The 22,618-nt window shown below is 66.7% G+C and carries 24 protein-coding genes and 1 tRNA gene; 11 read left to right on the top strand and 14 right to left on the bottom strand.

The features are described from left to right. Positions 1-122 precede the first annotated feature (122 nt). The 3 genes from purD to EGH21_RS00115 all read left to right on the top strand — a co-directional run bounded on the left by purD (position 123) and on the right by EGH21_RS00115 (position 3,578). The gene (gene purD, locus EGH21_RS00125) at positions 123-1,421 is read left to right on the top strand and encodes a phosphoribosylamine--glycine ligase (RefSeq protein ID WP_220616448.1); all 1,299 of its coding nucleotides are present in this window, start codon (positions 123-125) and stop codon (positions 1,419-1,421) included. A 107-nt stretch (positions 1,422-1,528) separates the two neighbouring features. After that, the gene (locus EGH21_RS00120) at positions 1,529-3,028 is read left to right on the top strand and encodes a TrkH family potassium uptake protein (RefSeq protein WP_220616447.1); all 1,500 of its coding nucleotides are present in this window, start codon (positions 1,529-1,531) and stop codon (positions 3,026-3,028) included. A 40-nt stretch (positions 3,029-3,068) separates the two neighbouring features. Then, on the top strand, positions 3,069-3,578 hold the full coding sequence (locus EGH21_RS00115) for an acyltransferase (RefSeq protein WP_236035376.1): 510 nt from the start codon (positions 3,069-3,071) through the stop codon (positions 3,576-3,578). Here EGH21_RS00115 and EGH21_RS00110 read toward each other — a convergent pair. The 4 genes from EGH21_RS00110 to EGH21_RS00095 form a co-directional block, all read right to left on the bottom strand. Continuing rightward, positions 3,575-4,369 (bottom strand): mechanosensitive ion channel domain-containing protein, encoded by a 795-nt coding sequence (locus EGH21_RS00110; RefSeq protein ID WP_220616446.1) that lies wholly within the window; start codon positions 4,367-4,369, stop codon positions 3,575-3,577. The genes EGH21_RS00115 and EGH21_RS00110 overlap by 4 nt on opposite strands. Positions 4,370-4,371: 2 nt before the next feature. Continuing rightward, complete coding sequence (gene dacZ / locus EGH21_RS00105; protein WP_220616445.1) at positions 4,372-5,181, bottom strand: diadenylate cyclase DacZ; 810 nt, start codon at positions 5,179-5,181, stop codon at positions 4,372-4,374. 96 nt (positions 5,182-5,277) lie between these two features. Then, the gene (locus EGH21_RS00100; protein WP_220616444.1) at positions 5,278-6,570 is read right to left on the bottom strand and encodes a cobyrinic acid a,c-diamide synthase; all 1,293 of its coding nucleotides are present in this window, start codon (positions 6,568-6,570) and stop codon (positions 5,278-5,280) included. A gap of 16 nt (positions 6,571-6,586) precedes the next feature. After that, positions 6,587-7,618, bottom strand: a complete 1,032-nt coding sequence (locus EGH21_RS00095) for a nicotinate-nucleotide--dimethylbenzimidazole phosphoribosyltransferase (protein ID WP_220616443.1) — start codon at positions 7,616-7,618, stop codon at positions 6,587-6,589. 110 nt (positions 7,619-7,728) lie between these two features. Between EGH21_RS00095 and EGH21_RS00090 the strand changes: the two genes are divergently transcribed. After that, on the top strand, positions 7,729-7,953 hold the full coding sequence (locus tag EGH21_RS00090; protein WP_220616442.1) for a DUF7385 family protein: 225 nt from the start codon (positions 7,729-7,731) through the stop codon (positions 7,951-7,953). A gap of 24 nt (positions 7,954-7,977) precedes the next feature. On the opposite strand, the gene EGH21_RS00085 is transcribed toward EGH21_RS00090, so the two are convergent. Continuing rightward, a tRNA-Leu gene (locus EGH21_RS00085) sits at positions 7,978-8,061 on the bottom strand. 86 nt (positions 8,062-8,147) lie between these two features. On the opposite strand from EGH21_RS00085, the gene EGH21_RS00080 reads away from it, so the two are divergent. Continuing rightward, a complete protein-coding gene (locus EGH21_RS00080) occupies positions 8,148-8,456 on the top strand; it encodes a cyclin family protein (protein ID WP_220616441.1) in 309 nt (102 codons plus the stop codon). On the opposite strand, the gene EGH21_RS00075 is transcribed toward EGH21_RS00080, so the two are convergent. The 5 genes from EGH21_RS00075 to EGH21_RS00055 form a co-directional block, all read right to left on the bottom strand. Next, positions 8,457-8,945: a phosphopantetheine adenylyltransferase gene (locus EGH21_RS00075; RefSeq protein ID WP_220616440.1), complete on the bottom strand. Its 489-nt coding sequence runs from the start codon at positions 8,943-8,945 to the stop codon at positions 8,457-8,459. A gap of 94 nt (positions 8,946-9,039) precedes the next feature. Next, positions 9,040-9,549, bottom strand: coding sequence for a helix-turn-helix domain-containing protein (locus tag EGH21_RS00070; protein ID WP_220616439.1), 510 nt, complete (start codon positions 9,547-9,549; stop codon positions 9,040-9,042). Positions 9,550-9,984: 435 nt separating this feature from the next. Continuing rightward, on the bottom strand, positions 9,985-11,067 hold the full coding sequence (locus EGH21_RS00065; RefSeq protein ID WP_220616438.1) for a glutamate--cysteine ligase: 1,083 nt from the start codon (positions 11,065-11,067) through the stop codon (positions 9,985-9,987). 59 nt (positions 11,068-11,126) lie between these two features. Continuing rightward, on the bottom strand, positions 11,127-11,756 hold the full coding sequence (locus tag EGH21_RS00060) for a fibrillarin-like rRNA/tRNA 2'-O-methyltransferase (protein WP_220616437.1): 630 nt from the start codon (positions 11,754-11,756) through the stop codon (positions 11,127-11,129). Continuing rightward, entirely contained in the window at positions 11,753-12,589 is an 837-nt protein-coding gene (locus EGH21_RS00055; protein WP_220616436.1) for an NOP5/NOP56 family protein, read from the bottom strand. The genes EGH21_RS00060 and EGH21_RS00055 overlap by 4 nt, the downstream gene beginning before the upstream one ends. 164 nt (positions 12,590-12,753) lie before the next feature. Here EGH21_RS00055 and EGH21_RS00050 point away from each other — a divergent pair, with 164 nt between their 5' ends. From EGH21_RS00050 to EGH21_RS00025, 6 genes are all read left to right on the top strand, one after another. Next, on the top strand, positions 12,754-13,182 hold the full coding sequence (locus EGH21_RS00050; RefSeq protein ID WP_220616435.1) for an Hsp20/alpha crystallin family protein: 429 nt from the start codon (positions 12,754-12,756) through the stop codon (positions 13,180-13,182). Positions 13,183-13,287: 105 nt separating this feature from the next. Further along, positions 13,288-15,264, top strand: a complete 1,977-nt coding sequence (locus tag EGH21_RS00045; protein WP_220616434.1) for an AMP-dependent synthetase/ligase — start codon at positions 13,288-13,290, stop codon at positions 15,262-15,264. Positions 15,265-15,370: 106 nt separating this feature from the next. After that, complete coding sequence (locus EGH21_RS00040) at positions 15,371-18,022, top strand: PAS domain S-box protein (protein ID WP_220616433.1); 2,652 nt, start codon at positions 15,371-15,373, stop codon at positions 18,020-18,022. 40 nt (positions 18,023-18,062) lie between these two features. Next, positions 18,063-18,602, top strand: a complete 540-nt coding sequence (locus EGH21_RS00035; RefSeq protein ID WP_220616432.1) for a DUF1684 domain-containing protein — start codon at positions 18,063-18,065, stop codon at positions 18,600-18,602. 52 nt (positions 18,603-18,654) lie between these two features. Continuing rightward, entirely contained in the window at positions 18,655-19,506 is an 852-nt protein-coding gene (locus tag EGH21_RS00030; RefSeq protein ID WP_220616431.1) for a CPBP family intramembrane glutamic endopeptidase, read from the top strand. A 4-nt stretch (positions 19,507-19,510) separates the two neighbouring features. Further along, a complete protein-coding gene (locus EGH21_RS00025) occupies positions 19,511-20,425 on the top strand; it encodes a TIGR03571 family LLM class oxidoreductase (RefSeq protein ID WP_220616430.1) in 915 nt (304 codons plus the stop codon). Positions 20,426-20,433: 8 nt separating this feature from the next. On the opposite strand, the gene EGH21_RS00020 is transcribed toward EGH21_RS00025, so the two are convergent. The 4 genes from EGH21_RS00020 to EGH21_RS00005 form a co-directional block, all read right to left on the bottom strand. Continuing rightward, a complete protein-coding gene (locus tag EGH21_RS00020; RefSeq protein WP_220616429.1) occupies positions 20,434-20,733 on the bottom strand; it encodes a hypothetical protein in 300 nt (99 codons plus the stop codon). 49 nt (positions 20,734-20,782) lie between these two features. Then, the gene (locus tag EGH21_RS00015; RefSeq protein WP_220616428.1) at positions 20,783-21,037 is read right to left on the bottom strand and encodes a hypothetical protein; all 255 of its coding nucleotides are present in this window, start codon (positions 21,035-21,037) and stop codon (positions 20,783-20,785) included. A gap of 216 nt (positions 21,038-21,253) precedes the next feature. After that, entirely contained in the window at positions 21,254-21,394 is a 141-nt protein-coding gene (locus EGH21_RS00010) for a hypothetical protein (RefSeq protein WP_220616427.1), read from the bottom strand. A gap of 25 nt (positions 21,395-21,419) precedes the next feature. Continuing rightward, positions 21,420-21,908 carry a type II toxin-antitoxin system death-on-curing family toxin gene (locus EGH21_RS00005; protein ID WP_220616426.1) on the bottom strand — a complete coding sequence of 163 codons (489 nt, stop codon included), beginning with the start codon at positions 21,906-21,908 and terminating at the stop codon, positions 21,420-21,422. Positions 21,909-22,618: the final 710 nt, after the last annotated feature.

The following is a 22,618-nucleotide window of genomic DNA, read 5'->3' as shown; positions in this document are numbered from 1 at the left end:
TGTCCCCCGCGACCCGACGGCGCGGCGGAGACGCTCGCGGCCGACGCGACGACCCGCTGCTCGGCGACTCGCCGCGGACTGAGAGAGCAATACTTACGTCCGAGCCCATCCGGCCTTGAGATATGACAGAGACAGTGCTGCTGGTGGGTGGCGGCGGCCGAGAACACGCCGTCGCTCGTTCGCTCGCCGACTCGGACGCCGACCTGTACGCCTGTGCGGGCAACCGCAACCCGGGCATCGTCGCGCTGGCCGACGGGTTCGAGACGCTCGACACGACGAACCCGCAGGCCGTCACGACGTACGCCCGCGAAGTCGACGCGACGCTGGCCGTCGTCGGCCCAGAGGCACCGCTCGCGGCGGGCGTCGCCGACGCCCTCGACGACGCCGGCATCTACGCCTTCGGCCCGCAGGCCGACGAGGCCCGTATCGAGACGGACAAGGCGTTCCAGCGCCGCTTCATGCGGGAGCACGACATCCCCGGCTGCCCGGACTTCGAGACGTTCGAGGACATGGAGGCCGCCTGCGAGTACATCGACGAGTACGACGGCGACCTCGCGGTCAAGCCCGCCGGTCTCACTGGTGGGAAGGGCGTCCGCGTCATCGGCGACCAGTGTACCGCCGAGGAGGCGAAGGCGTACCTCCGTGACTCGGACTACGACCGCGTCGTGTTAGAGGAACGCCTCGTCGGCGAGGAGTTCACCGTGCAGGCGTTCGTCGCCAACGGCCAGCTCCGGGTCACGCCGGCCGTGCAAGACCACAAGCGCGCCTACGAGGGCGACGAAGGGCCGAACACCGGCGGGATGGGGAGCTACACCGACGCCAGCCTCGAACTCCCGTTCATGACCGAGGACGACTACACCGACGCCGTCGACGTGCTCCGCGCCACGGTGGACGCGCTTGACGGCTACAAGGGCGTCCTCTACGGGCAGTTCATGCTGACCGAGACGGGCCCGCGCGTCGTCGAGTTCAACGCCCGCTTCGGCGACCCCGAGGCGATGAACACCCTCCCCGTGTTGAACACGGACTTCCTCGACGTGCTGACGGCGGCCCGCGACGACCTCTCGCTCCCGCAACTGTCTTTCCGGCCGCAGGCCACGGTCTGTAAGTACGCCGTCCCCGACGGCTACCCGACCGAACCGGAGTCCGGCGCGAAGGTGACCATCGACGAGGACAACGCGGGCGAGGCCATCCTCTACTACGCCAGCGTCGACCAGCGCGAGGACGGCATCTACACGACCACCTCCCGCTCGTACGCCGTCGTCGGCGTCGCCGACACCATCGGCGAGGCCGAGGCGATAGCCGAGGGCGCGCTGGAACAGGCCGGCACCGAGGGCCTGCGCGTCCGCCACGACATCGGCACGGCCGACCTCGTCCAGCAGCGCATCGACCACATGGACGAGATTCGCGGCGGCGCGGACTGAGCCTCGCGGCCCCGATTCCGCTTCTGTCGCGCAGGATTGAAGCCGTTCGCCCCTGTCTGTGGCGCTGTGCGCGTCGAGACAGTCGGAGTGACGGGATGTGAGCGCCGGTGGCACTGACGACGGTCGACGTTCGGTCGTCGCTGAACGTTCTCGGACGGATACTCCAGTGGCTGGCCGTTCCGCTCGCCGTCCCCGTGGTGGTCGCGCTCCTCTACGGCGAGTCGCCGGTGCCGTACCTGCTCGCTATCGCCGCGACGGTCGGCGTCGGCACCGCCCTCGCCCAGTTCGAGCGGAACCGTATCCACGACCGGGAGGCGTTCCTCACCGTCTCGCTGGCGTGGCTGGGTATCGCCGTCGTCGGTGCCATCCCGCTGTACGTCGAGGGGACGGGTGTGTTCGCCAGTCCGGTCAACGCACTGTTCGAGGGAATGAGCGGCATCACGACCACGGGCGCGACGGTCATCCGCGACTTCGACGCCCACTCGCAGGCCCTCCTGATGTGGCGACAGGTCCTCCAGTGGCTGGGCGGCCTCGGGGTTCTCCTCCTCGCGACGGCGGTCCTCTCGCGCCTCTCGGTCGCTGGGGCACAGTTGATGGAGACGGAGACGCGGACGAAGGACGTCACGAAACTCACGCCCGGCATCGCCCAGACGGCGAAGATTCTGGCGCTCGTCTACCTCCTGCTGACCGCCGGGGCGGCCCTCGCCCTCCTCCTGCTGAACGCCGTCGGCCTCGCACCCGCGATGACCCCCTTCGACGCCGTCGCGCACGCGCTGACCGCCATCGCGACGGCGGGGTTCTCGCCCCGGGCCGAGAGCGTCGGGGCGTTCTCGCCGGCGGTCCAGTGGGCCGTCACCCTGTTCATGGTCGTCGGCGCGACGAACTTCGTGTTGCTGTACGCCCTCCTGCGGGGTGACGGACGGCGACTCTTGCGGAGCGAGGAGTTCCGATTCTACCTCGGTATCCTCGCGCTCGGGACGTTCCTCGTCGGGGGATTGCTCGTCGCCGACCCACGGTTCACCGCCGACCCAGAGACGACGCTCCGACACGCGACGTTTCAGGTCGCCTCCATCGTGACGACGACGGGGTACGCCTCGACGGACTTCAACACGTGGTCGGCCGCCGCGAAGAACGTTCTCTTCGTCGCCATGTTCAGCGGCGGGATGGCCGGGTCGACGACCTGCTCTATCAAGACGCTCCGGTGGCTCATCGTCACGAAGTCATTCTGGCGGGACCTGAACGTCTCGGCACACCCGCGGAGCGTCCGCGCGGTCAGAGTCGGTCGGGAGGTCGTCAGCGAGAGCACGATTCGGGACGTGTACGCCTACACGCTGGTCGCGTTGGTCATCTTCATCGTCGGCACCGTCCTGCTGGTGGCGGACGCCGAACGGGTCGGCGACCCAATCACGGAGTTCGAGGCGCTCTCGGCCGCCGCGTCGATGTTCTTCAACATCGGCCCGGCGTTCGGACAGGCGGGCCCCTACGGTACCTACGACGGGTTCACCCGGTCGAGCAAACTCCTGATGGTCCTCCTGATGTGGGTCGGCCGCATCGAGATTATCCCGGTGATGGTGCTGTTGACGCCGACGTTCTGGCGCCGACCGTGAGCCGCCGGTTCCGAGTGGTTTGATTACGACTGGGACGCAACTGGCAGGCGTGAGCGGCCCACGACACGACGACCTCGACCGCCATCCGACGCCCGGCCCCCGCAACTCCCTGTTCTCGTGGCCGAGCGCGAAGCACCCGCTCCGTGTGATGGTCAACTACGTCGTCATCTGGATGTGCAGAGTCTCGCCCAGTCTGCAACTGAAGAACTGGCTGTTGCGACGTCTCGGTACGACCGTCGGGACCGGCGTCGCGTGGGGGTTAGAGTCGACGCCGGACGTGTTCTGGCCCGAACTCATCACCGTCCGTGACGACGCTATCGTCGGCTACGACGCCACCCTGCTCTGTCACGAGTTCCTCCAGGACGAGTACCGGACCGGCGAAGTCGTCGTCGGCGAGCGTGCGATGATCGGAGCCGGTGCCGTCGTCCTCCCCGGCGTCGAAATCGGCGCCGACGCACAGGTCGCGGCGAACTCACTGGTCACCGAGGACGTCCCGCCGGGGACGACCGTCGCGGGCGTTCCCGCGGTACCGCTGGACCCCGAGGACTAGTCCCGGACTCGGACGATACCGGACTGCATCACCTGCTGGTTCGGGATGATGTGTTCCTTGCCCTCGCTCTCGACGTGCGTGACGAACATGTCGACCTCCTGCACGATGCCCTGCTGGTCGCCGATGACCACCTCGTCGCCGATGCTGTACGGTTCGGTCAGGAGGAGGTAGAGACCGGCCGCGCTCGACGCGAGCAGGTCTTTCAACGCCAGTCCCGCGAGGAAGACGATGCCGAAGGAGTACGCCGCGAGCAGGATGAGCAGGGCCATCGTCTCGACGCCGAGTTGGTCCAGCGCGACGAGGATGGCGAGGAAGAAGATGCTGTACTTGACGAGTTCCGGGAGGACGCCGGCCTCCGGGAGTTTCACGCTCCGGAGCCGTTCGGAGACGACGAGTCTGGCCTTGTCGCCGGCGATGAGGCCGATGATGAGGGCGAAGACGGCGATGAACAGGTTCGGGAGGAAGGCGGTAAACCGCGTCCAGTACGCTTCGGGACTGACGAGTTGGGCGATGTTCAGCGCGACGGTGATGGCGAGGATGTAGACGAACAGCGCGGCGAGGTTCGAGACGATGCCCACCGTCGACGTCCCGAGACTCCGGGCGGTCCGTTCGAACGGCGTCCCCTCGACAGTCTCGGGCACGCCCAGTTCCCGCATGAACTCCCGCGACGCTCGCCAGACGAGGAAGCCGACGAGGATGCCCAGTCCCAGCACCAGCAGGGAGATGACGAACGTCCCCTCGGGCGAGAACAGTGTCCGGATGAAGTTCGGCCAGTCGAATCCGAACTGCATGGTCAGTACTCCTCGGGGTCGATCTCGAGGACGAGTTCCCCGCCTTTGAACGCACGCACGAGTCCGTCGCTCTCCGAGAGGACGATGGCCGTCGCGTTCGTGTCACGGGTGATGGCCCCGCCGGCCATGTGTCGGGCCCCGAGGCCCTTCGGGATGTCGACGCCCTCGGCGGAGGGTTCGAGGTACCGGTACGCCGAGACGATCTTCCCGGCGTCGGAGATGACGAACGCGCCGTCCAGCCGCGAGAACTCCTTGAGCATCACGTTGACGATGGGGTCGCCGACGTGGACGTGGGACTTCTCGAAGGGGTTGTACGAGAGCGGGCGGGACTTGTTCATCACCTTGCCGGCGTCGCCGACGACGAACAGCGCGCCGACTGGCTTCCCCTTCTGACCCTTCTTCCCGAGTTCGACGGCCACCTCGAAGACGTCCCGGACGACGCCGGGTTCGGCCCGCGAGTTGACGAACAGGTCGTAGACTCCCGAGGGCGTGAACTCTGTCGTCTCGATGCGGGCGACGGTGTTCGCCGTCCCACCCATGAACCCGCTCACGCAGACGACTTCGTCGCCCTCCTCGACGAGTTCCTTGTCGAGGGCGCCCTCGATGCCGAACCGAATCCGGCCTTCGAGGTCGGTGAAGTCGATGGGGAGTTCGACGAACGACTCCGCCTCGACGGCGTTCTCGGGGCCGACGACCACGACGGGTTCCTCGGCGTCGGCGAACCGTTCGAACTCCGCCGAACTCGGCGAGAAGAGGAACACTGCGTTCGCGTCTGCGACCACGCCGTCCAACAGGTCGCGCAACTCGTTCATTGTACGTATCACGATTGCAGACACGAAAAAAGTTTGTGGGCCGTCAGCCGCCCGTCTGCCACTCACCCGACGCGTTCGCCGACGCCCGTGATATACTCAGTCTGACAGTAGCCGGTCGAACGCGCCGCTCGCGGCGTGGGCGTGACAGTACGTGCCGACCGTCTCGTACTCCGTCAGGCCGTCGTGGTCGCCGTCGATGCCCTCTCCGCGAACCGTCTCGAAGGCGAAGCGGGCGTCCGCGTCGACCGTCGCAGAGGAGTAGTGGAACTCGTGGCCCCGACGTCTGGCACCCGACGCGGCCACGGGCGTGTCACGCGCCGCTTCCAGTTCGACGTGGTCCAGTGCCTGATACCGCTCTCGCATCTCCACGTCGGCCGGCAACACGCCCGCCATCTCGTGGGTGTCGCCGTCGGCCGTCGTCAGCGTCTGGGAGAGCGCCATCAAACCGCCACACTCGCCGTACACCGGCAGGCCGTCGGCCGCCAGCGTCCCGAGTTCGTCGAGCGTCGCCGACGATTCGAGGTCCGCGGCGTGGAGTTCCGGGTAGCCGCCCGGTAGGTAGACGGCGTCGGCCTCGGGGACCGGGTCACCGGCCAGCGGCGAGAACGTCGTCACCGTCCCCCGCTCACGGAGTCGTTCGACCGTACTCGGGTAGACGAAACAGAACGCCGCGTCGCGGGCGATGGCGATAGTTCGGTCCTCCGTCACTGGTTCGGCGGGCGAGACGCTCGGTGGTTCCCGTGCTATCTCGGCGATCCCGTCGGCGTCGATGGCCTCGCCGGCCGACGCTATGGCCGCCTCGTCTAGCGCCGCCTCGTCCCCCATCTGGAGGCCGAGGTGTCGCTCCGGGATTTCGAGGTCCGACGTCGGGGGAATCCGGCCCAGATACGTCAGTTCTTCTGGCAGGGCGTCGCGGATACCCTCGGCGTGGCGCCCGCCGTGGGCACGTTGGGCGAGGACGCCGACCACGTCCACGTCACGGTCGATGCGCTCGGCGTACTGCTGGAACCCGAGCGCCGTCGCGCCGACGCTCTCCATCCCGGCTTTGGCGTCGACGACGAGGACGACGGGCAGGTCCAGCACCTCGGCGACGCGGGCCGTCGACGCCTTCGTGCCGTCGTAGAGGCCCATCATCCCCTCGACGACGCAGACGTCGCCCTCGCCGCGCCAGTAGGTCCGCAGCGTCCCCGCCTCGCCGGCGAGCCACGGGTCCAGCGACCGCGAGGGTTTGCCGACGAGCGCCTCGTGGTGGCTCGGGTCGATGAAGTCCGGCCCGGCCTTCGCGGGTTGGGGGTCGTAGCCCGCCCGGTCGAGCGCCGAGAGCGTCGCCAGCGTCGCCACCGTCTTCCCGACGTTCGAGGCCGTGCCCGCGAGGACGACGCCCTTCACGACCGGTCACCCACCGTCACGGCGCACCACCGACGGTCGCCTCGTCGACGAGGTCGTCGTACACCGCGGCGAACTGCTCGCGAACGTCGGCCATCGAGACGCCGGCCCGGTCTGCCAGCGCCAGCGCCCCGCCCATCCCGACGCCCTCCTTGGCCTCGCCGGCGACGAACCGCTCCATGGCGACGTGGTCAGACTGCTCGAAGCCGGGGTCGGTCACGGTCAGGTCGAGGTCCAGTTCGGCCGCGCTCTCTCGGAGATTCGCCGTCGGGTCGTCGGCGACGTAGGCCGTCGTCGCCAGTCCCAGTCGCCCCTCGTAGCCGCCGTGGCGGACCAGCGCCGCGGCGGCGAGTTGCTGTGTCCCGCCGGCGAGTGTCACCGCCGTATCGGACTCGACGGCGCCGGCGGTCAGTCCGGCCACCGTCGCCAGCACGGGGTCACCCATCCGACGGACGGCCCGCTTCGGTTGGCCGGCGGCGTCGCCGGGCGTGAGCGAACTGGCTTCGAGGCCCGCCTCCACGGCCCGTTCCTTCTGTGCGACCGGGTTCTCGGGGAGCGAGGAGGAGACCATCGCGTCTTCGCCCAGCGCCCGCAGGACCCCGAGTGCCGTCGTCGTGCCGCCGGGAATCGTCTCCGCCAGCCACAGTTCGTCGGCCGGCAGTTTCCGGCCGAACTGTCTGGCCGCCTCGAAGGCACCGTGGGCCGTCGGTACGGGGTCCTGTTCGGCGACGTCCCGGCCCGCTCCGGCGCCGACCGTGACCGTCGGTGCGGCCGTCGGTTCCACGAGACCGCCGTCGACGACGGCCACGTCGAAGCCGAGGACCTCACGGACTGCGCGCGTGACAAGCGCCGGGGTCGGACAGCCACTCGGACTCAGCGGCACCGTCTCCGTCCGCACGGGCCGCCCGTACGTGAGCAGTTCCGCGTCGGCCGCAGGCGTCGTCGTCATCAGGTCCGGGTCGGCACCGGCGGCGCTGATACCGTCTCTCTCCGCTGTCGCCGTCGTCCCCGCGACGAGGACGAACCGGGTTCCGTCGGGCGAGCGTTCCATACTCGTTTGAAGTAGTGCAAGCCCACTTTATCCCACCGGTGGCGGCCTCGGGACTGCGGCCGCTCTGGCCCCAGCGTATGATTTAAGCAATGTGGGCCGCCAGACCCGGTATGGAGGACTTCGAAGAACTCGTGTCGTCGCTGACGCCGCGCGAGGACAACGAGGCCATCAAATCGTACCAGAACACCACCGCAGTCGCCTGTCCGGCCTGCGAGCAACCGTTCGACGACATGGTCGTCTGCAAGCAGGCGTTCACGTCGCTCAACCTCGACTTCGAGATGGACCTCTGTACGGCCATCCACGACGACAACGTGGTGCTGTTCACGCACAAGTAGCCTCGGCTCTCGTTCGCGGAGAAGTGCGCGGGACCGGATTTGAACCGGCGGACCCCTACGGGATAGCGTCCTAAGCGCTACGCCTTTTCCTGGCTCGGCAACCCGCGCGCAGTCACTCGTTCCCACGATGTCGTCAAGAACCCTTCGCTTGCCGGCGACGAAGATTTAGGTAGGTCGGGGGGCAAGACGCGTCCATGTATCGCGCCAGCTACCGGGTCCAACAGAACGAGTGGCTGTCGGAGATAGAGACGGCCGCGGAGACGCTCGACCTCGGGACGCAGGCGCGGTCCCACGCCGTCGACCTGTTTCTCTCGACGCTCCCCGATGACGACCGCTCGAAGCGAGCGACGATGGCGGCGAGCGTCTACGTCGGCGCGCTCGTGGCCGGCGAGGAGCGGTCCCAGACCGCCGTCGCCGACGCGACCGACGTCTCACGGTTGACGATACAGCAGCGCTGGAAGGACTTGCTGGAGCGGGCGGGGCTGGAAGCGCCCGACTGGTGACTACGAGGGCTGCCCGCGGCCTTCGCGCTCGGGCGTCACGTTCCCGTGTTCGTCGATTTCGCCCTTGACGATGCGCGTCGAGGAGATGATGTCCCCGTCGTCGGCGTAGACGTGGGGAACGACCGCTATCTCCAGTGGGTCGTGACCGCGTTCGCGACGAATCTCGTTGATGCGCTTGCCACCCGTCTCCGTCTCCGGCGAGACGACGAGGACGTCGAACTGCGGTTCTGTCGCGATGCCGGTCGGTTCGGAGAGTTCGCGAATCTCCCAGTCGCGGTCCGTCTGCTCGGCGAATCTCGACAGTTCCGCCGCGAGGTCGTCACGTCGCTCGGCGAACGAGCGGACGTGCCGTTCGTCGTGGCGTGTCTTCGGCGCGAGGTCGTCACTGGTGAGGCCGACCGTCACGTCACCCAGTTCGAACGCGCGCTCGAACAGCGCGCGGTGTCCATCGTGGATGGGGTCGAACGTACCACCCAGTGCGACCATCATACCCCGGGCAACGGCATCGTCTGATTTAGTGGTGTCGTCTTCAGCAACCTTCGAGAAAACGTGACACGCGACCAGACAGCGACCCAATCTGTCGTTACGTGTCGTCGTCTTCGTCGCCGTCCTCGTCGGCGTCTTCGACGGAGATGGTGACCGGTTCGTCGCCGGAGAGTGGTTCGTCGTCGTCGCTACCGAGGTGGTCGTCCAGATTGAACACGGTGTTCAGTTCCGACTGGATGTCGCCGACGACGGTGTTGACGAGTTCGCTCGGCGAAATCGCGCTGTACTCGTAGGGGTTGTTGCCGGCGCCGTCGCTCTCGCGCTTCTGGCGGGTGACCGTCCCCTCCTCGTGGAGTGCCGCGAGGGCTTCCCGGACGGTGCTGGGGTAGAGGCCCGTCGCCTCGGATATCTCGTCGCTCGTGCTCTCGGGGTTCTGGCGCAGGCTGACGTAGATGCGCGCCCGTGTTTCGGTGTCCAGTAGCCAGGCGAGCAAGTCGACGATACCCTCGTCGAACTGCTCTACCGCGCGGTCGGCCTCTTGCTCGATTCGCTCGCGAACGTCCCCCGTCTCCTCCGTTTCGTCGTCTGGGTCGTCGTCTGCGGACATGCGTTGTCTCTGTGAGGACGAAAGTGACTTTCGGATAAAAACCTTGCCTCGGGGACTGAGGGGACCGCCTACACGCCGTCGGCGACGGGGCAGTGCGTCGACCGAGTGAACCGGCAGCAACCGGCACTGCCTGTCCCAAACGTGCAGAAACGGTGTGTGTTTCTACAGACGTCCGCGGAGCGTACTTAAACGACCCCGAAAACGCGGTCTGACTATCGCCCGTGAGAGTGACCCACTACTATTTTACTACAGTACTCGAAAGGATATATCGTCGTACGACGGGGCGGGGGAACCGTTGTCGACAGTCTCCGGCCACCGACGTCCGTGAGACGAGACCACGGCCGGAACGCCACTCCTGATTGGTGTGGGGGCACCGGGGGTAGTGGTGGCAGCCAAAGCCTATCGTCACGATGCCGGTTTCGGACCGGCACAGCGTCAGTACTCGAGCAACAGCGACTCACAGAGTTCGGCGACGCCTTCCTCCCGACGGATGCGACGCTGGCGAGTCGCACCACTCTCGCCTTCCAGTAGCGTCCACAGACCGTCGACGTCCAGTCTATCGGATTCGCGTGCGACGATGTCCTCTAACGGGAGCGTCTCCCCGGGTTCGGGGGTGAGCAGCGACGCCGACTGACCGTGTCGGATGGCGCGCCACTTGTTCTCGTCTAAGAGCTCTCGACGGAGTCTCGTCCCCGATTCGCCGTCCTCGTAGCGAGCGGCGAGATCCTCGACGAGGGCGTGGACGTACTCGACGAACGCGAGGACGGTATCCGGGTCGGCCTGTCCGTCCGGTGCACGCACTTCGACGGTGCCGTGGCCGGAGTGGGGCCGCACGTCGAACCAGAGTTCACCGCGGTCGTCGATGCTGTCGCTCTCTATCATCCACCGTTCGTACCGCTCGAACGCCTCGTAGTCCTCGAACGCGGTCGGCATCCCGGTGTTTGGCAGCCCCTCGAAAATCTTCGCGCGGGCGGACTGCAGACCGGTGTCGAACCCGTTCCAGTACGGCGAGTTCGCGGAGAGTGCGAGCATGACCGGCATGTACCACCGGAGTTCGTTGGCGACCCAGACGGCCTTGTCCGGGTCGTCGACGCCGACGTGGACGTGCAGGCCCGCGGTCGTGTTCCGGTGTTGGGGGTACTGGATACGGTCCAGTTGGGCCCGGTAGCGCGGTTTCTCGGCGTGTTCGAGTTCGCGCCACTTCGCGACCGGGTGGAGGCCGGCGGCGGCGATGCCGAACCCGTGTCGGTCGGCGTGGTCCGCCAGCGCCTCCCGCACCGCGAGCAACTGCTCGCGTGCGTCGTTCGGGTCCTCGATACGCGGCGTCTGGGTCTCGATGACGCACTTGAACAGTTCGTGGTCGAGGCGGCCGTCCAGCAGGTCCGGTGGCTCCGATTCGTAGACGAGTTCGTCCGTCCCGGAGGTCGGCCGACCGTAGTCGTCGACGACGTAGAACTCCTCTTCGATGCCCAACGTACTCATCCGGGTGAAGTTCTCGGGAGACCCCGTCTCATCCATCGACTGGTGCATGGCAACCGATGTGCTAAAGCCTTCCGTCCGGGCCCGACGACCGCTCACTACCGTCGGGGCCGGGCGACGACGCCGAGGTGGTCGTCGTGGTACGGCGCGAGCGATTCCGTCGCCACCACGTCGTAGGCGTCGCCGATGTCCGACACCACGTCGTCGAACACGTCTTCCGGGTCGGCGGTCACGTCTTCGCTCCGCGCCTTGATAGCGGCCAGCAGGTAGCCGTCCTCGCGGAGGAACTGCCGGTTCAGCGTCGCGACACGGCCCTGTCCCCGGGTCGCGACGTCCTGCACGAGCACGTCGACCGGTTCGACCACGTGCGCGTACGTCTCAGGCTTCCTGGCGTCTTTCAGCAGTGGGAAGAGATTCGGGCGGCGCTCGGCCACGTCGAGCAGGTCACGCGTCGGTCGCGGGGCGAACTCGACGGCGTACGTCGGGCCGCCGAAGTCTGCCACGTGGCTGGCCGTCGTGCCGGCGGCCGCGCCCAGATACAGCGCCTTCTGGTCGGCAGTCAGCCCTGTCTCCATCCCGATTTCCAGCATCGCTCCCAGTTTCGAGCGGTGGGGGTCCCAGCGGCGCCACTCGCCGTCGGTCCGCTCGCCGTACTCGGGGTGGCCCCGTGTGGCGATGCTCGTCGTCCCGCCGAAGGCGTGTCGCTCGACGCCGTCGGGGAGGCTCACTCCTCGTCACCCCCGCGCGAGCGGATGCGTTCGATTCGCTCGTCGAGTTCCGCCTCCAACTCCGGCCGCAGGTCGCCGCTGTAGTGGTCGACTCGCGCGGCGATGCTCAACTTCCCGGCCAGCGCCCGCGCCGCCGACCCGCGCTCCTCGGGACGGGTCCCGCTGACGTACTCGTGGGTGAAGATGATACCGTGCTTCGGCGACGGCGCACCCCCACGGAGGTGGGCGAACAGGGCGTCCTCGGCCCCGAGCACCTGCACGGTGCCGCTGGGCTGTTTGGCGAGGGCTTCGAGGCCGCCCGCCAGCGAGACGAGACGCGCCGCCAGCACGGGGCCGGCCAGCGCCGAGAGGTTGGGCGCGACGGCCGGTGCCGTCTGTTCGACGTAGGTCCGCAGGTCGTCGGCCTCGTCGGCGACGGCGACAGTCCGCTCGGCGAGCGACTGGAGTGCGGCGTCGCCTTCGTCGACTGCCTCCCGGTCGCAGAGCTCTCGTGCGTAGTCGACGCCGCTCCCGCTCTCGCCGTACCGACTGCCGGCCCACTCCGCGACGCGTTCGGCGAGTTCGTTGGCCGTCCGTTCGCAGTCGGCCATCGCCCGAATCGCGTGGACGAGTTGCTGGTCGTCGGCAGTCTCACGTTCCGCGACGGCGGCCCGCGTCGCCGCCATCGTCGCCGCGTGCAACTGGTCGTAGTAGTCGGCCTCGTCGCTCGCGAACCCGGCGTCGACGGCCCGCTGGGACCAGTCGTCGGGCCCGTCGGCCCGGCCACTCCTGACGCGCTCGGCCGCGGCCGCCTCGTCGCCGGGGTCGATACCGGCGAACCACCCGTCTGTCATACTCGCCGGTGCGCACCCGACGCGAAAAAGCCCCGCGATTGGGACGGCTCCGGTCGGCGAACGCGACGAAGTGGCTATTCGTGGCGTCTTAGCCCCTCTACCAGCCGCCTGCTATCACGTGTCCATACTCCTTTATCATCTCGTCCGACGTATTAGGATATGTTATGAGAGGACGACGATACCCCTTCGACAGCATGGAGCGACTGTTCGACCAGATGCGAAACGACATGCTCGGCTCGTGGAATACACCCGCGCTCGGAGACGAAACCGGCTTCGAGGGCGAGGGTGGCTGGGACGCCGGCGTCTCCATCGAGGAGACCGACGACGGCTTCGTGGTGCTCGCGGACCTCCCGGGGTTCGAGCGCGACGAACTCTCCCTGCGCCTCCACGACGACCGCCTCCACCTCAGCGGTGAGCACGAGGTCGGCGACGGGATGGGCTACCGGAGCCGGACCGTCACGGAGTCCATCACGCTCCCGGCCCACGTCGACCCCGAAGACGCGAGCGCGACGTACCGCAACGGCGTCCTCGAAGTTCGCTTCACCGTCGACGAGGACGACGAGATAGCGGGGTCGGCCATCGACATCGAGTGATTCACTCCGGTCCCCAGTTGGTTGCGTTCGGTGCGGAAACTTTTGCAAACGTGTTACCTGTGAACATCCCTGACATATTTGACGGCCGCTGTTGAACGGAGTCCCATGGCAGGGACACCGGGCTGGCGGGCGGCCGAAGCGTCGTACACGGACGAGGTCGTCGGTGACGATACACTAGGTGAACTGTTCGCCGCGAGCGCGGAGCGCAACGCCGACAGCGAGGCACAGATGTACAAGGGTGGGGTGTACGACCGCTCGCTGACTGGCGACGCTATCCCCGAGGCACCGCCGGGCGAGTACGCCAGCATCACCTACGGGGAGATGCACGACGTCGTGAAGTACCTCGCCGCGGGGTTCCGTGACCTCGGCGTCGCGGCCGACACGCGGGTTGGCCTGTTCTCGAGTACGCGGATGGAGTGGGCGCTCTCGGACTTCGCGTTGCTCTCGGCCGGCGCCGTCGTGACGACGGTGTACACGGAGTCGTCGCCGAAGCAGGTCCGGTACCTGCTGGACGACCCGGACGCCGAGGCCGTCGTCGTCGAGAACGAGGAACTGCTCCAGCGCGTCCTCGAAGTCGAGGACGACCTCTCGCTCTCGTTCGTCGTCGTCGTGGACGACTACGACGTGGACCGCGACTACGTCTACTCGCTCAACGAGGTGTACCGATGGGGTCGAGAGACGTTCGACGAGGAGCGATACCGGTCGTGGCTGGCCCACCGGGACCCGAACGACCTCGCGAGTCTCATCTACACGTCCGGGACCACCGGCCAACCGAAAGGCGTCCGACTCACGCACAGGAACTTCCGGTCGAACGTCAACCAGACGCGGAAACGACTCGCTCCGCGACCGGACAAGCACCCCGACGTTCCGGCCGTCACGCCGGAGACGACCTCTATCGCGTTTCTCCCGCTGGCACACGTCTTCGAGCGCCTATCCGGACACTTCTTCATGTTCGGGTCTGGCGCGACCGTCGGCTACGTCGAGAACCCGGACACGCTGGCCGACGACATCCAGCAGATACGGCCGAACACCGGTTCCAGCGTCCCACGCGTCTACGAGCGCATCTTCGCCAACATGCGCGAACAGGCCAGCGACTCGGCGGCGAAGCAACGCATCTTCGACTGGGCGATAGGAGTGGCCCGCGACTACGCCCGGACCGAAGACCCCGGGACCGTCCTCGAACTCAAACACGGCCTCGCCGACCGTCTGGTGTACAGTACGGTCAAGGAGAAACTCGGCGGTAACGTCGAGTTCATGGTCAGCGGCGGCGGGAGCCTCTCGAAACGGCTCTGTGAGACGTTCCTCGGGATGGGACTCACCATCGTCGAGGGGTACGGTCTCACCGAGACGTCCCCGGTCGTCACCGTCAACCCCCCGGAGGACGTCCAGCCGGGGACGCTCGGTGTGCCCGTCGCCGACATGGACGTCCGTCTCGACACCGACGTCGTCGACGACTCGGAGTTCGAGGACGTGAGCGGGCCGCTCGGCGAACTGCTCGTCGACGGCCCGAACGTCACGGACGGCTACTGGAACGAACCCGGCGCGACCGAACGGGCGTTCACCGAAATCGACGGCACGGAGTGGTTCCGGACCGGCGACATCGTCGAACAGCGAGACGACGACTTCCTCGTCTACCACGACCGCTTGAAGGAGTTGCTCGTCCTCTCGACCGGGAAGAACGTCGCACCGCAACCCATCGAAGACCTGTTCTCGACCAACGACCGCGTCGAGCAGATAATGGTCGTCGGCGACGACCAGAAGTTCGTCGCCGCGCTCATCGTCCCCAACTTCGAGGAACTGGAGCGGTGGGCCGACGCCGAAGGTGTCGACTTGCCGGCAGACGACTACGCGAAGTGCGAGGACGACCGAGTCCGCGCGTGGATGCAGACGGCCGTCGACGAGACCAACGCCGAACTGGAGAAGATAGAGCGCATCAAGCAGTTCGAACTCGTCCCGCGGGAGTGGACGGCCGAGAACGACCTGCTGACCCCCTCGATGAAGAAGAAACGCCGGAACATACGCGAGGCGTTCGACGAGAAACTCGAAGCGATTTACGGCGACGACTACACCGACGGGAGCTGAGCACCCCGGGACGGTGCCGTTCGGCGACGCTCGCACGACAGGCTCTGCTCTCTCGATTGATAACGGACCCACCGCGTTGAAGTGTTTGGTCCCCGAATACATCCCAATGGCTGCCGGTGATATCCACGTTCTCCACGTCGACGACGACCCATCCATCACCGACCTCGCCGCGACGATGCTCGAACGGGACTCGGACATCCGTGTCACGACACGCAACGACCCGGAGGCCGTGCTCGACCGGTTCGAGGCCGCCGAGTTCGACTGCGTCGTCAGCGACTACGAGATGCCCGAGATGGACGGGCTGGAACTGTACGAACGGCTCTCCGGACAGTTCGACCACGCCGACTTCCCCTACATCCTGTTCACCGGCCGCGGGAGCGAGAGCATCGCCGCCGACGCGCTGAACGCCGGCGTCACCGGCTATCTCCAGAAGGGCGGTCCCGAACAGTACGACTTGCTCGCCAACCGCGTCCACAACGCCACCGACCAGTACCGGGCGCAGGTGAAAGCCGACCGCTACGAGACGGTCATCGACGCGCTCGACTACCCCGTGTACGTCGTCGACGAGAGGGGAACGTTCAGGTTCGTCAACGAACCGTTCGCGGCGATGACGGGGTACGACCGGGCGGAGATACTCGGACAGCCGACGTCGTTCGTCAAGCCCGAGGAGACCGTCCAGCGCGCCGAAGACGTACTCGGGCAGTTGCTGTCGAGTTCCGGACCGGACACCGCCAGGTTCCGTGCGACCATCGAGACGGCGTCTGGCGACCTCGTCGACTGTCGCGACCACATGGGCGTCCTCCCCTACGAGGGCGAGTCGTTCCGTGGCTCGGTCGGCATCCTCAGAGTGTCGGACGAAGTGCCGCCGCCGGCGACCGACGGCGGCCGCGTCAGCGAACCCGGACGGGGCGGGGACCACGTCCCGAAAGACCGACTCCTCGACGCGCTCTCCGACCCGGTGTTCGCGCTCGACGAGGACGGAGAGTTCGTCTACGCCAACGACCGAGTCGGCGAACTGGTCGGGCGTGACCCGGACGCCATCCCCGGGACCCACTACTCGGAGTTCGCGGTCCCGGTCGGCGGGAGCGGGGACTGTGACCTGTTCGTAGACCTGTCCGATGCCGACGACGTCGACCGGTTCGCCGCCGAGCAGTCGGTGCTCGTCGACGGCGAGACGGTCACGGTCGAAGGGCGACCGGCGACGCTCCAGGGGCCGGAAGCGGTGTTCGTCGGGACCGTCCGTGACAGGAGTGACCGACAGCGTGCCACGGACAGGTACCGAGCGCTGTTCGACAACCTCCCCGACCCGACGGTCGTCACCGACTTCGACGACGGTGAACCGAGGATTCGGCGGGCCAACGGCGCGTTCGAACGGGTGTTCGGGTACGACGCCGAGGCGGTCGTGGGCGAGTCTGTCAACGACCTCCTCGTGCCCGACGGCCACGCCGACGGGGCCGCGGAGATAGACCGTGCCGTGTTGAACGGCGAGCGCGTCTCCCGGGAAGTGCGTCGCGAGACGGCCGACGGCGACCAACGGGACTTCCTGTTCAGGAACGTCCCCATCGAACACGACGACGGCGAGGTGCTCGCCTACGGCGTCTACACCGACATCACGGAGCGGACGGCCTACGAGGAGCGGTTGACGGCCCTCCACGAGACCGCACGCCGCCTGATGACCGCCGAGTCGACCGACGAGGTACTGGACATCGGGCTGAGGGCGGCCCGCGACATCCTCGGCCACGACATCAACGCTATCCACCTCTACGACGAGGCGACCGGGGGACTGGTCCCGGTCGCGACGACGGAGTGTACGGACGAACTGTTCGGCGAGGTGCCGACGTTCACCGAGGGCGACAGCATCGCGTGGCGGGCCTTCGAGCGCGGCGAGGCCGTCGTCAGAGAGGACGTGCGCGAGGACGCCGACGTGCTGAACCCGGAGACGCCGGTGCGCTCGGAGATGGTGTTACCGCTGGGCGACCGCGGCATCCTGTTGCCGGCGTCGACCGAGCCCGGCGCGTTCGACGACGCGGACCGCTCGCTCGGGAACGTGCTGGCGGCGAACATCCAGTCGGCGCTCCAGCAGGTAGAGCGGGAACAGACGCTCCGGGACAGAGAGCAGGCGCTGGCCCGACAGAACGAACGGCTCGACGAGTTCGCCTCTATCGTCTCCCACGACCTCCGGACGCCGCTGGACCTCGCGGCCGTCCACCTCGAACTGGCGACCGAGGGGGAGGGCGACGCCGACCGCGAGCACCTCGACCGCGTCGCGGCGGCCCACGACCGGATGTCCGACCTCGTCAGCGACGTCCTCGCGTGGGCCCGCGAGGGCGTGACCGTCGAAGACACCGAACCGGTGTCGATCCCGGACCTCGTCACGGACTGCTGGATGGGGATACAGGCCGAGAGCGCGTCCCTCTCGGTGACGACCGACCGGACGGTCGAGGCCGACCGTGACCGACTCAGGCGGGTGTTCGAGAACCTCCTCGGCAACGCCGTCGCACACGGTGGAGACGGTCCGACCATCCGCGTCGGCGACCTCGACGACGCGGCCGGCATCTTCCTCGAAGACGACGGCCCGGGCATCCCCGAGGACGAACGCGACGACGTGTTCACGTCCGGCTACACCCACTCCGAGGGCGGCAACGGCTTCGGCCTCGCCATCGTCGAGCAGATAGTCGAGGCCCACGGCTGGGAGATACGGGTCACCGACGGGGCGGCCGGCGGCGCACGGTTCGAGATTACCGGCTTCGAGGAGTGAGGACCGCCGGACTCAAACTGCTCGCCCCGCTACGGCACCCATGACCGACGCATGGGCCGAGCGACTCCGAGAGAACCGGGCCGAGAAAGACGAGTTCTTCGCGGAGCATCCGCAGTCTCCCATCCCGCCGGACGAGCGCGAGGCGTTCGACGGACTGGCGTACTTCGACCCGGACCCGGCGTACCGCGTCGAGGCGATGGTGACGCGACACGACGACCCCGACCCGGTCGAGATGGACACCACCGACGGGCGGACCGTCCGGTACCTCCACGTCGTCACCTTCGCCTTCGAACTCGACGGGGAGTCACACGAACTCGCTGGCTACCGGCAGGCGGGCGACGACCCGGGCACCTTCTTCCTCCCGTTCCGGGACAAGACCAGCGGCCAGCAGACCTACCACCGCGGCCGCTACATGGAACTCGAAGCGGAGGAGGGACTGACCGACGGCGATACCGTCACGCTGGACTTCAACCTCGCGTACGCGCCCTTCTGCGCGTACAGCGACACGTTCTCCTGTCCGCTCCCGCCCGAGACGAACTGGCTGGAGACGACTGTCGAGGCCGGCGAGCGGACGGCCTGAGGGTCCGTCCGCGGAGCGAACTGTTTTCAGGCTGTCGCCGCTATCGGTCGGTATGTCTCACGTGACGCGCGAGCGACCGTTCCTCCAGTCGGTCGTGGCGTTGGTCGCCGGCCTCCTCCTCGGTGCCGGCGGCCTGCTCCTCGGCTTCGGTCTGACGTTTCTGGTGGCGGGGCTCCTCATCGTCGGCGTCGGCCTCGAACTCTCGCCGGCCCTGAGTATCGTCCTCAGCCTCGTCTTCGTGCAAGGTATCGGCTGTGCCGGCGTCGCCCTGAGTTACTACAAAGTGCGGCCCCATCTCGCCGGACGGGTCCGGGACCTCCTGCAGATTCCCGGGGCCGTCCCCGCGTTCGATATCCCGGCCGCCGTCCCGGACCTGCGCGACGGCGCGACGATAATCGGGGGGTACTTCCTCGCGATAGGCGGTGCGGTCCTCGGTTCGGCCGCGATTACGCTCGTCCAGCGACTCACCGGAACCGAGCTAGAGACCGGGACGAATCAGGCCGCACAGATAGGGATGGAGAACCCAGAGGTACTGCTCCTGCTGATTCCGGCGTCGATTCTCGTCATCGGCCCCGGCGAGGAGATGCTGTTCCGGGGCGTGGTCCAGGGCCGCATCCGCGAGGCGTTCAGCCCGGTCCCGGGCATCCTCATCCCGAGCGTCATCTTCGCCGGCCTCCACTGGTTCGCGCTCAGCGGCGGGTCGCCGCAGGGGAACCTCGTGGCTCTGGGCGTCCTCGTCGTCCCGGCGCTCGTCTTCGGCGTCGCCTACGAGTACACGGACAACATCGTCGTCCCGTCGATGATTCACGGCCTCTACAACGCGACGCTGTTCACGATACTGTACGTGGTCGTCAAGTACGGCGACCAGTTGCCACAGCAGATGACCCTCGGCGTCCCGGTCTGAGACGATGCCGGAGTTCAACGCCGGCTACGACCGCCTGTTCGGAAGCGACGACCTCACTGTCGGCGTCGGCTTCCCGCTGACGGCCGCCAGCGAGTCGCGCCCGGACGTCGACGACGAGATGCGACTGGCGGCCCACGCCGAGTCACTCGGCTTCGACGCCCTCTGGGCGCGGGACGTCCCGCTGTACTGGCCCCGCTTTGGCGACGCCGGCCAGACGTTCGAGACGTGGTCGTGGCTCAGTCACGCGGCCGCTCACACGGACGACGTGGCGCTCGGAACCGCAAGCGTCGTCCTGCCGCTCAGACACCCGCTGCACGTCGCGAAGAGCGCGGCCTCCGTCGACCGCCTCTCCGACGGCCGCCTCGTGATGGGCATCGCCACCGGCGACCGGGACCCGGAGTACCCGGCGTTCGACGTGGACGCGGACGACCGCGGCGCGCTGTTTCGGGAGTCGGTCGACCTCCTCAGGACCGCGTGGCGCGAGGCGTTCCCGACCGCGGAGGGTCGCTGGGGGTCGTTAGACGGCGACCTCGACGTGGTCCCGAAGCCAGCCGGCGAGACGATTCCGCTCTTGCCGACGGGCAACGCCCGCCAGTCCGTCGCGTGGATAGCCGAGCGCGGCGACGGCTGGTTGTTCTACCACCTCCCGATGGAGACGCTGACGTCGTATCTCGACGAGTGGCGCGCCGCCGCGGGCGAGAAGCCCTACGCGATGGTCGTCCGTACGCACCTCGCCGACGACCCGACTGCGGACCCCGAACCGGTCCATCAGGGGTACCGGGCCGGCAGCGAGTGGTTCGCCGAGTACTTCCGTGACCTCCGGGCGGCGGGCGTCGACCACGTCGTCGTCTCGACACCGGGCGACGACCCGGAGCGGGAACTGACGCGTCTCGCCGAGGACGTCCTCGAAGCGGTCTGAGGCGGTCACTAGCCGTCGCGGGCCGCCCGGACGTGTGTCCGGGCTTCCTCGGGCGTCATCCCGCGGACGCCGCAGGCACACGAGAGCAGTTCCGGGTCGGTCAGTTCGTCGACCTGCTCTCGCTCGTCGCGTTCGAGCGAGTCCGTCGCCGGGTCGTACGCGAACGTGACGCGGTAGCTTATCTGTGTGACGCCCTCGATGCGGTGCTCCTCGCTCGGGTCCGGGTTGGCGATGGCGTCCTCGTGTTCGGCCTGCATCGCCGTCTTCCACTGCTTCAGGTTGGCCTCCGGGTCGGCGTCGTCGGGCATACCTCCGACGTGGCGACAGACGGGCAAAAAGGTGGGTCAGTCGCGCCGGCTACACGGCGTTCTGGACGCTGGTCCGTGCCGTCCGGTCGGCCTCGGCCAGCGTGTGCTGTCCGTACTCGCGGGCGGACACCTCACGAGTCCAGAGTTCCCGGACGAGCAGTGCCACGCGCTCCTCCGGCCCTTCGACGGTCACCGAATCGCTCCCGACGCCGGATATCGTCACGCCGGGGATGCCGTCGGCCGCGCGCCGGAGTTCGCTCTGTACGTCGCCTCGTTCACAGGCTATCGCCTTGCTCGCCGTCATACTACCGTGTACATCGAGACGGGGCCTACCGATGGGTCCTAACTGGTTAGGAGGCTGGCGGTGCTCCCAGATGCAGAGCGCACACGAGGGGACGCACCGCTCGCGGAATCGTGGAAGGTGTCGCCCGGAACACTACCGGACGAGAATCAACTAGTAGGCTCGATGGAAGTGGAATACTGAAGAGTCGGTAGGTGAAAAGCCGAGTTACGTGGGTACCTACTCGTTTTCGAGGGCGTCGTAGATGTCGCGGTGTTCGTCCCGGTCCGCCTTGGCGACCCGTAACACCAGTTCCCGACGGATGTCGTCCATCACGTCGTCGAGTGGAGTGCGGTCGCCAGTCTGCTCTTCCGTCGCCATGGGTGATTGTTGTCTACGAGTCCGGTTAATCGTTCGGGTCTGTCGAGTCGTCGGACAGTTGATCGAGACCGTACTCGACGAGGTCGCCTCGCCATCGTTCGATTACTTCGTTCAGGTCGACCTCAGTGGTGTGCGTGCGAAGATAGTCGATCACGTGGTCCTCGTCGACCGTCTTCTCGTCCGTTCCGAACTGCTTCAGTATCTCCCTGATTACGTTGTCGTACCTGAATCGGTGGCCGTTGAGCAGATAGAACACTGTCGTCGTGTTGAGCGCGGTTCGCTTGTTACCGTCCACGAACGGGTGATTGGCCACGAGAAGTCGAAGCAGGTGGAACGCTTTCTCGTGAATCGTCTCGGGGACCTTACCGAAACTCCCCTCGCTGACGTACGTCAGGGCGAATTCGATGTCTCCGCGGCGCTGGACGCCGGGACTGGTGTCGGGATACTCGGAGACGATGTCCTCGTGGATGTCGAGAACGTCGTCGGCCGACGGATACCAGAGCGAGTCGGTCATTGGCCGGAACATCACACCGAACAGACCTATTGGTTTCTCTCTCTGACGCACTCTACAGACGGGCCGTTGACGAACAAACTGGAAGATTGGTGTTGCAGTTGAACAGTTCGGCCCAACAGAGTCGAAATACTGGGTATGTTCATGTACTCCGAGTACTGAACGTGCTGACGATGCGCCCAGTCTGCAGCACAGCTGCAGAAACCTCACCGAACGCTGTCAGAAGCAGCGTGCCCGATACAGAGCGTGTAGTCAGCAGCCAGTTACGAACCATCTCACAAAAACTCTGATGAATCAAAGGGCCAGTAGATTTGTCGTTTGCTAATTTTAAACGTTGAAAATAAGATATATGTGTGTTCGTTTCGGCAGAGAGTTATAAATCAAGCATAATACCGCCTTTCATTTCATCATCTCTATGATTCTCGCAATAATACCAGATATTACTCTCACCGGTGTATGTTATACTAAACATAAATCCTTCTTCCGCGATGGATTGACTCCTAAACTCTCTGTTGTGCTCTTCTGTCACTGTATGCTCGCCACCGCGTCCTGTCCATTCCCAGGTTATCGTGGTATCGGGAGTAATCATTCGTCTTTAGCTAAGACTCACACCTCGGTTGCGTAGCGGTAGCGAGCGTCTCCTGTAAGATCGGTCGCTGTTGATGGATCTTCTGTGCATCTTCGATCAACCGCTCCAACAGCGGCGGTGGTGA

It is taken from the genome of Haloarcula rubra, assembly GCF_019599465.1.
Classification (GTDB): Archaea; Halobacteriota; Halobacteria; order Halobacteriales; family Haloarculaceae; genus Haloarcula; species Haloarcula rubra.
Note: the sequence above shows the minus strand (reverse complement) of the source record. Positions and strands in the feature narration are given on the sequence as shown.

What these genes read in the sequence shown, in the direction of transcription:
- EGH21_RS00070 (WP_220616439.1), bottom strand. Translation starts at nt 9,549, where the DNA reads ATGTCCGCAGACGACGACCCAGACGACGAAACGGAGGAGACGGGGGAC.
- EGH21_RS00110 (WP_220616446.1), bottom strand. Translation starts at nt 4,369, where the DNA reads ATGCAGTTCGGATTCGACTGGCCGAACTTCATCCGGACACTGTTCTCG.
- EGH21_RS00055 (WP_220616436.1), bottom strand. Translation starts at nt 12,589, where the DNA reads ATGACAGACGGGTGGTTCGCCGGTATCGACCCCGGCGACGAGGCGGCC.
- EGH21_RS00020 (WP_220616429.1), bottom strand. Translation starts at nt 20,733, where the DNA reads ATGCCCGACGACGCCGACCCGGAGGCCAACCTGAAGCAGTGGAAGACG.
- purD (WP_220616448.1), top strand. Translation starts at nt 123, where the DNA reads ATGACAGAGACAGTGCTGCTGGTGGGTGGCGGCGGCCGAGAACACGCC.
- EGH21_RS00065 (WP_220616438.1), bottom strand. Translation starts at nt 11,067, where the DNA reads ATGGATGAGACGGGGTCTCCCGAGAACTTCACCCGGATGAGTACGTTG.
- EGH21_RS00075 (WP_220616440.1), bottom strand. Translation starts at nt 8,945, where the DNA reads ATGATGGTCGCACTGGGTGGTACGTTCGACCCCATCCACGATGGACAC.
- EGH21_RS00050 (WP_220616435.1), top strand. Translation starts at nt 12,754, where the DNA reads ATGAGAGGACGACGATACCCCTTCGACAGCATGGAGCGACTGTTCGAC.
- EGH21_RS00025 (WP_220616430.1), top strand. Translation starts at nt 19,511, where the DNA reads ATGCCGGAGTTCAACGCCGGCTACGACCGCCTGTTCGGAAGCGACGAC.
- dacZ (WP_220616445.1), bottom strand. Translation starts at nt 5,181, where the DNA reads ATGAACGAGTTGCGCGACCTGTTGGACGGCGTGGTCGCAGACGCGAAC.
- EGH21_RS00090 (WP_220616442.1), top strand. Translation starts at nt 7,729, where the DNA reads ATGGAGGACTTCGAAGAACTCGTGTCGTCGCTGACGCCGCGCGAGGAC.
- EGH21_RS00010 (WP_220616427.1), bottom strand. Translation starts at nt 21,394, where the DNA reads ATGGCGACGGAAGAGCAGACTGGCGACCGCACTCCACTCGACGACGTG.
- EGH21_RS00080 (WP_220616441.1), top strand. Translation starts at nt 8,148, where the DNA reads ATGTATCGCGCCAGCTACCGGGTCCAACAGAACGAGTGGCTGTCGGAG.
- EGH21_RS00005 (WP_220616426.1), bottom strand. Translation starts at nt 21,908, where the DNA reads ATGACCGACTCGCTCTGGTATCCGTCGGCCGACGACGTTCTCGACATC.
- EGH21_RS00015 (WP_220616428.1), bottom strand. Translation starts at nt 21,037, where the DNA reads ATGACGGCGAGCAAGGCGATAGCCTGTGAACGAGGCGACGTACAGAGC.
- EGH21_RS00095 (WP_220616443.1), bottom strand. Translation starts at nt 7,618, where the DNA reads ATGGAACGCTCGCCCGACGGAACCCGGTTCGTCCTCGTCGCGGGGACG.
- EGH21_RS00030 (WP_220616431.1), top strand. Translation starts at nt 18,655, where the DNA reads ATGTCTCACGTGACGCGCGAGCGACCGTTCCTCCAGTCGGTCGTGGCG.
- EGH21_RS00040 (WP_220616433.1), top strand. Translation starts at nt 15,371, where the DNA reads ATGGCTGCCGGTGATATCCACGTTCTCCACGTCGACGACGACCCATCC.
- EGH21_RS00035 (WP_220616432.1), top strand. Translation starts at nt 18,063, where the DNA reads ATGACCGACGCATGGGCCGAGCGACTCCGAGAGAACCGGGCCGAGAAA.
- EGH21_RS00045 (WP_220616434.1), top strand. Translation starts at nt 13,288, where the DNA reads ATGGCAGGGACACCGGGCTGGCGGGCGGCCGAAGCGTCGTACACGGAC.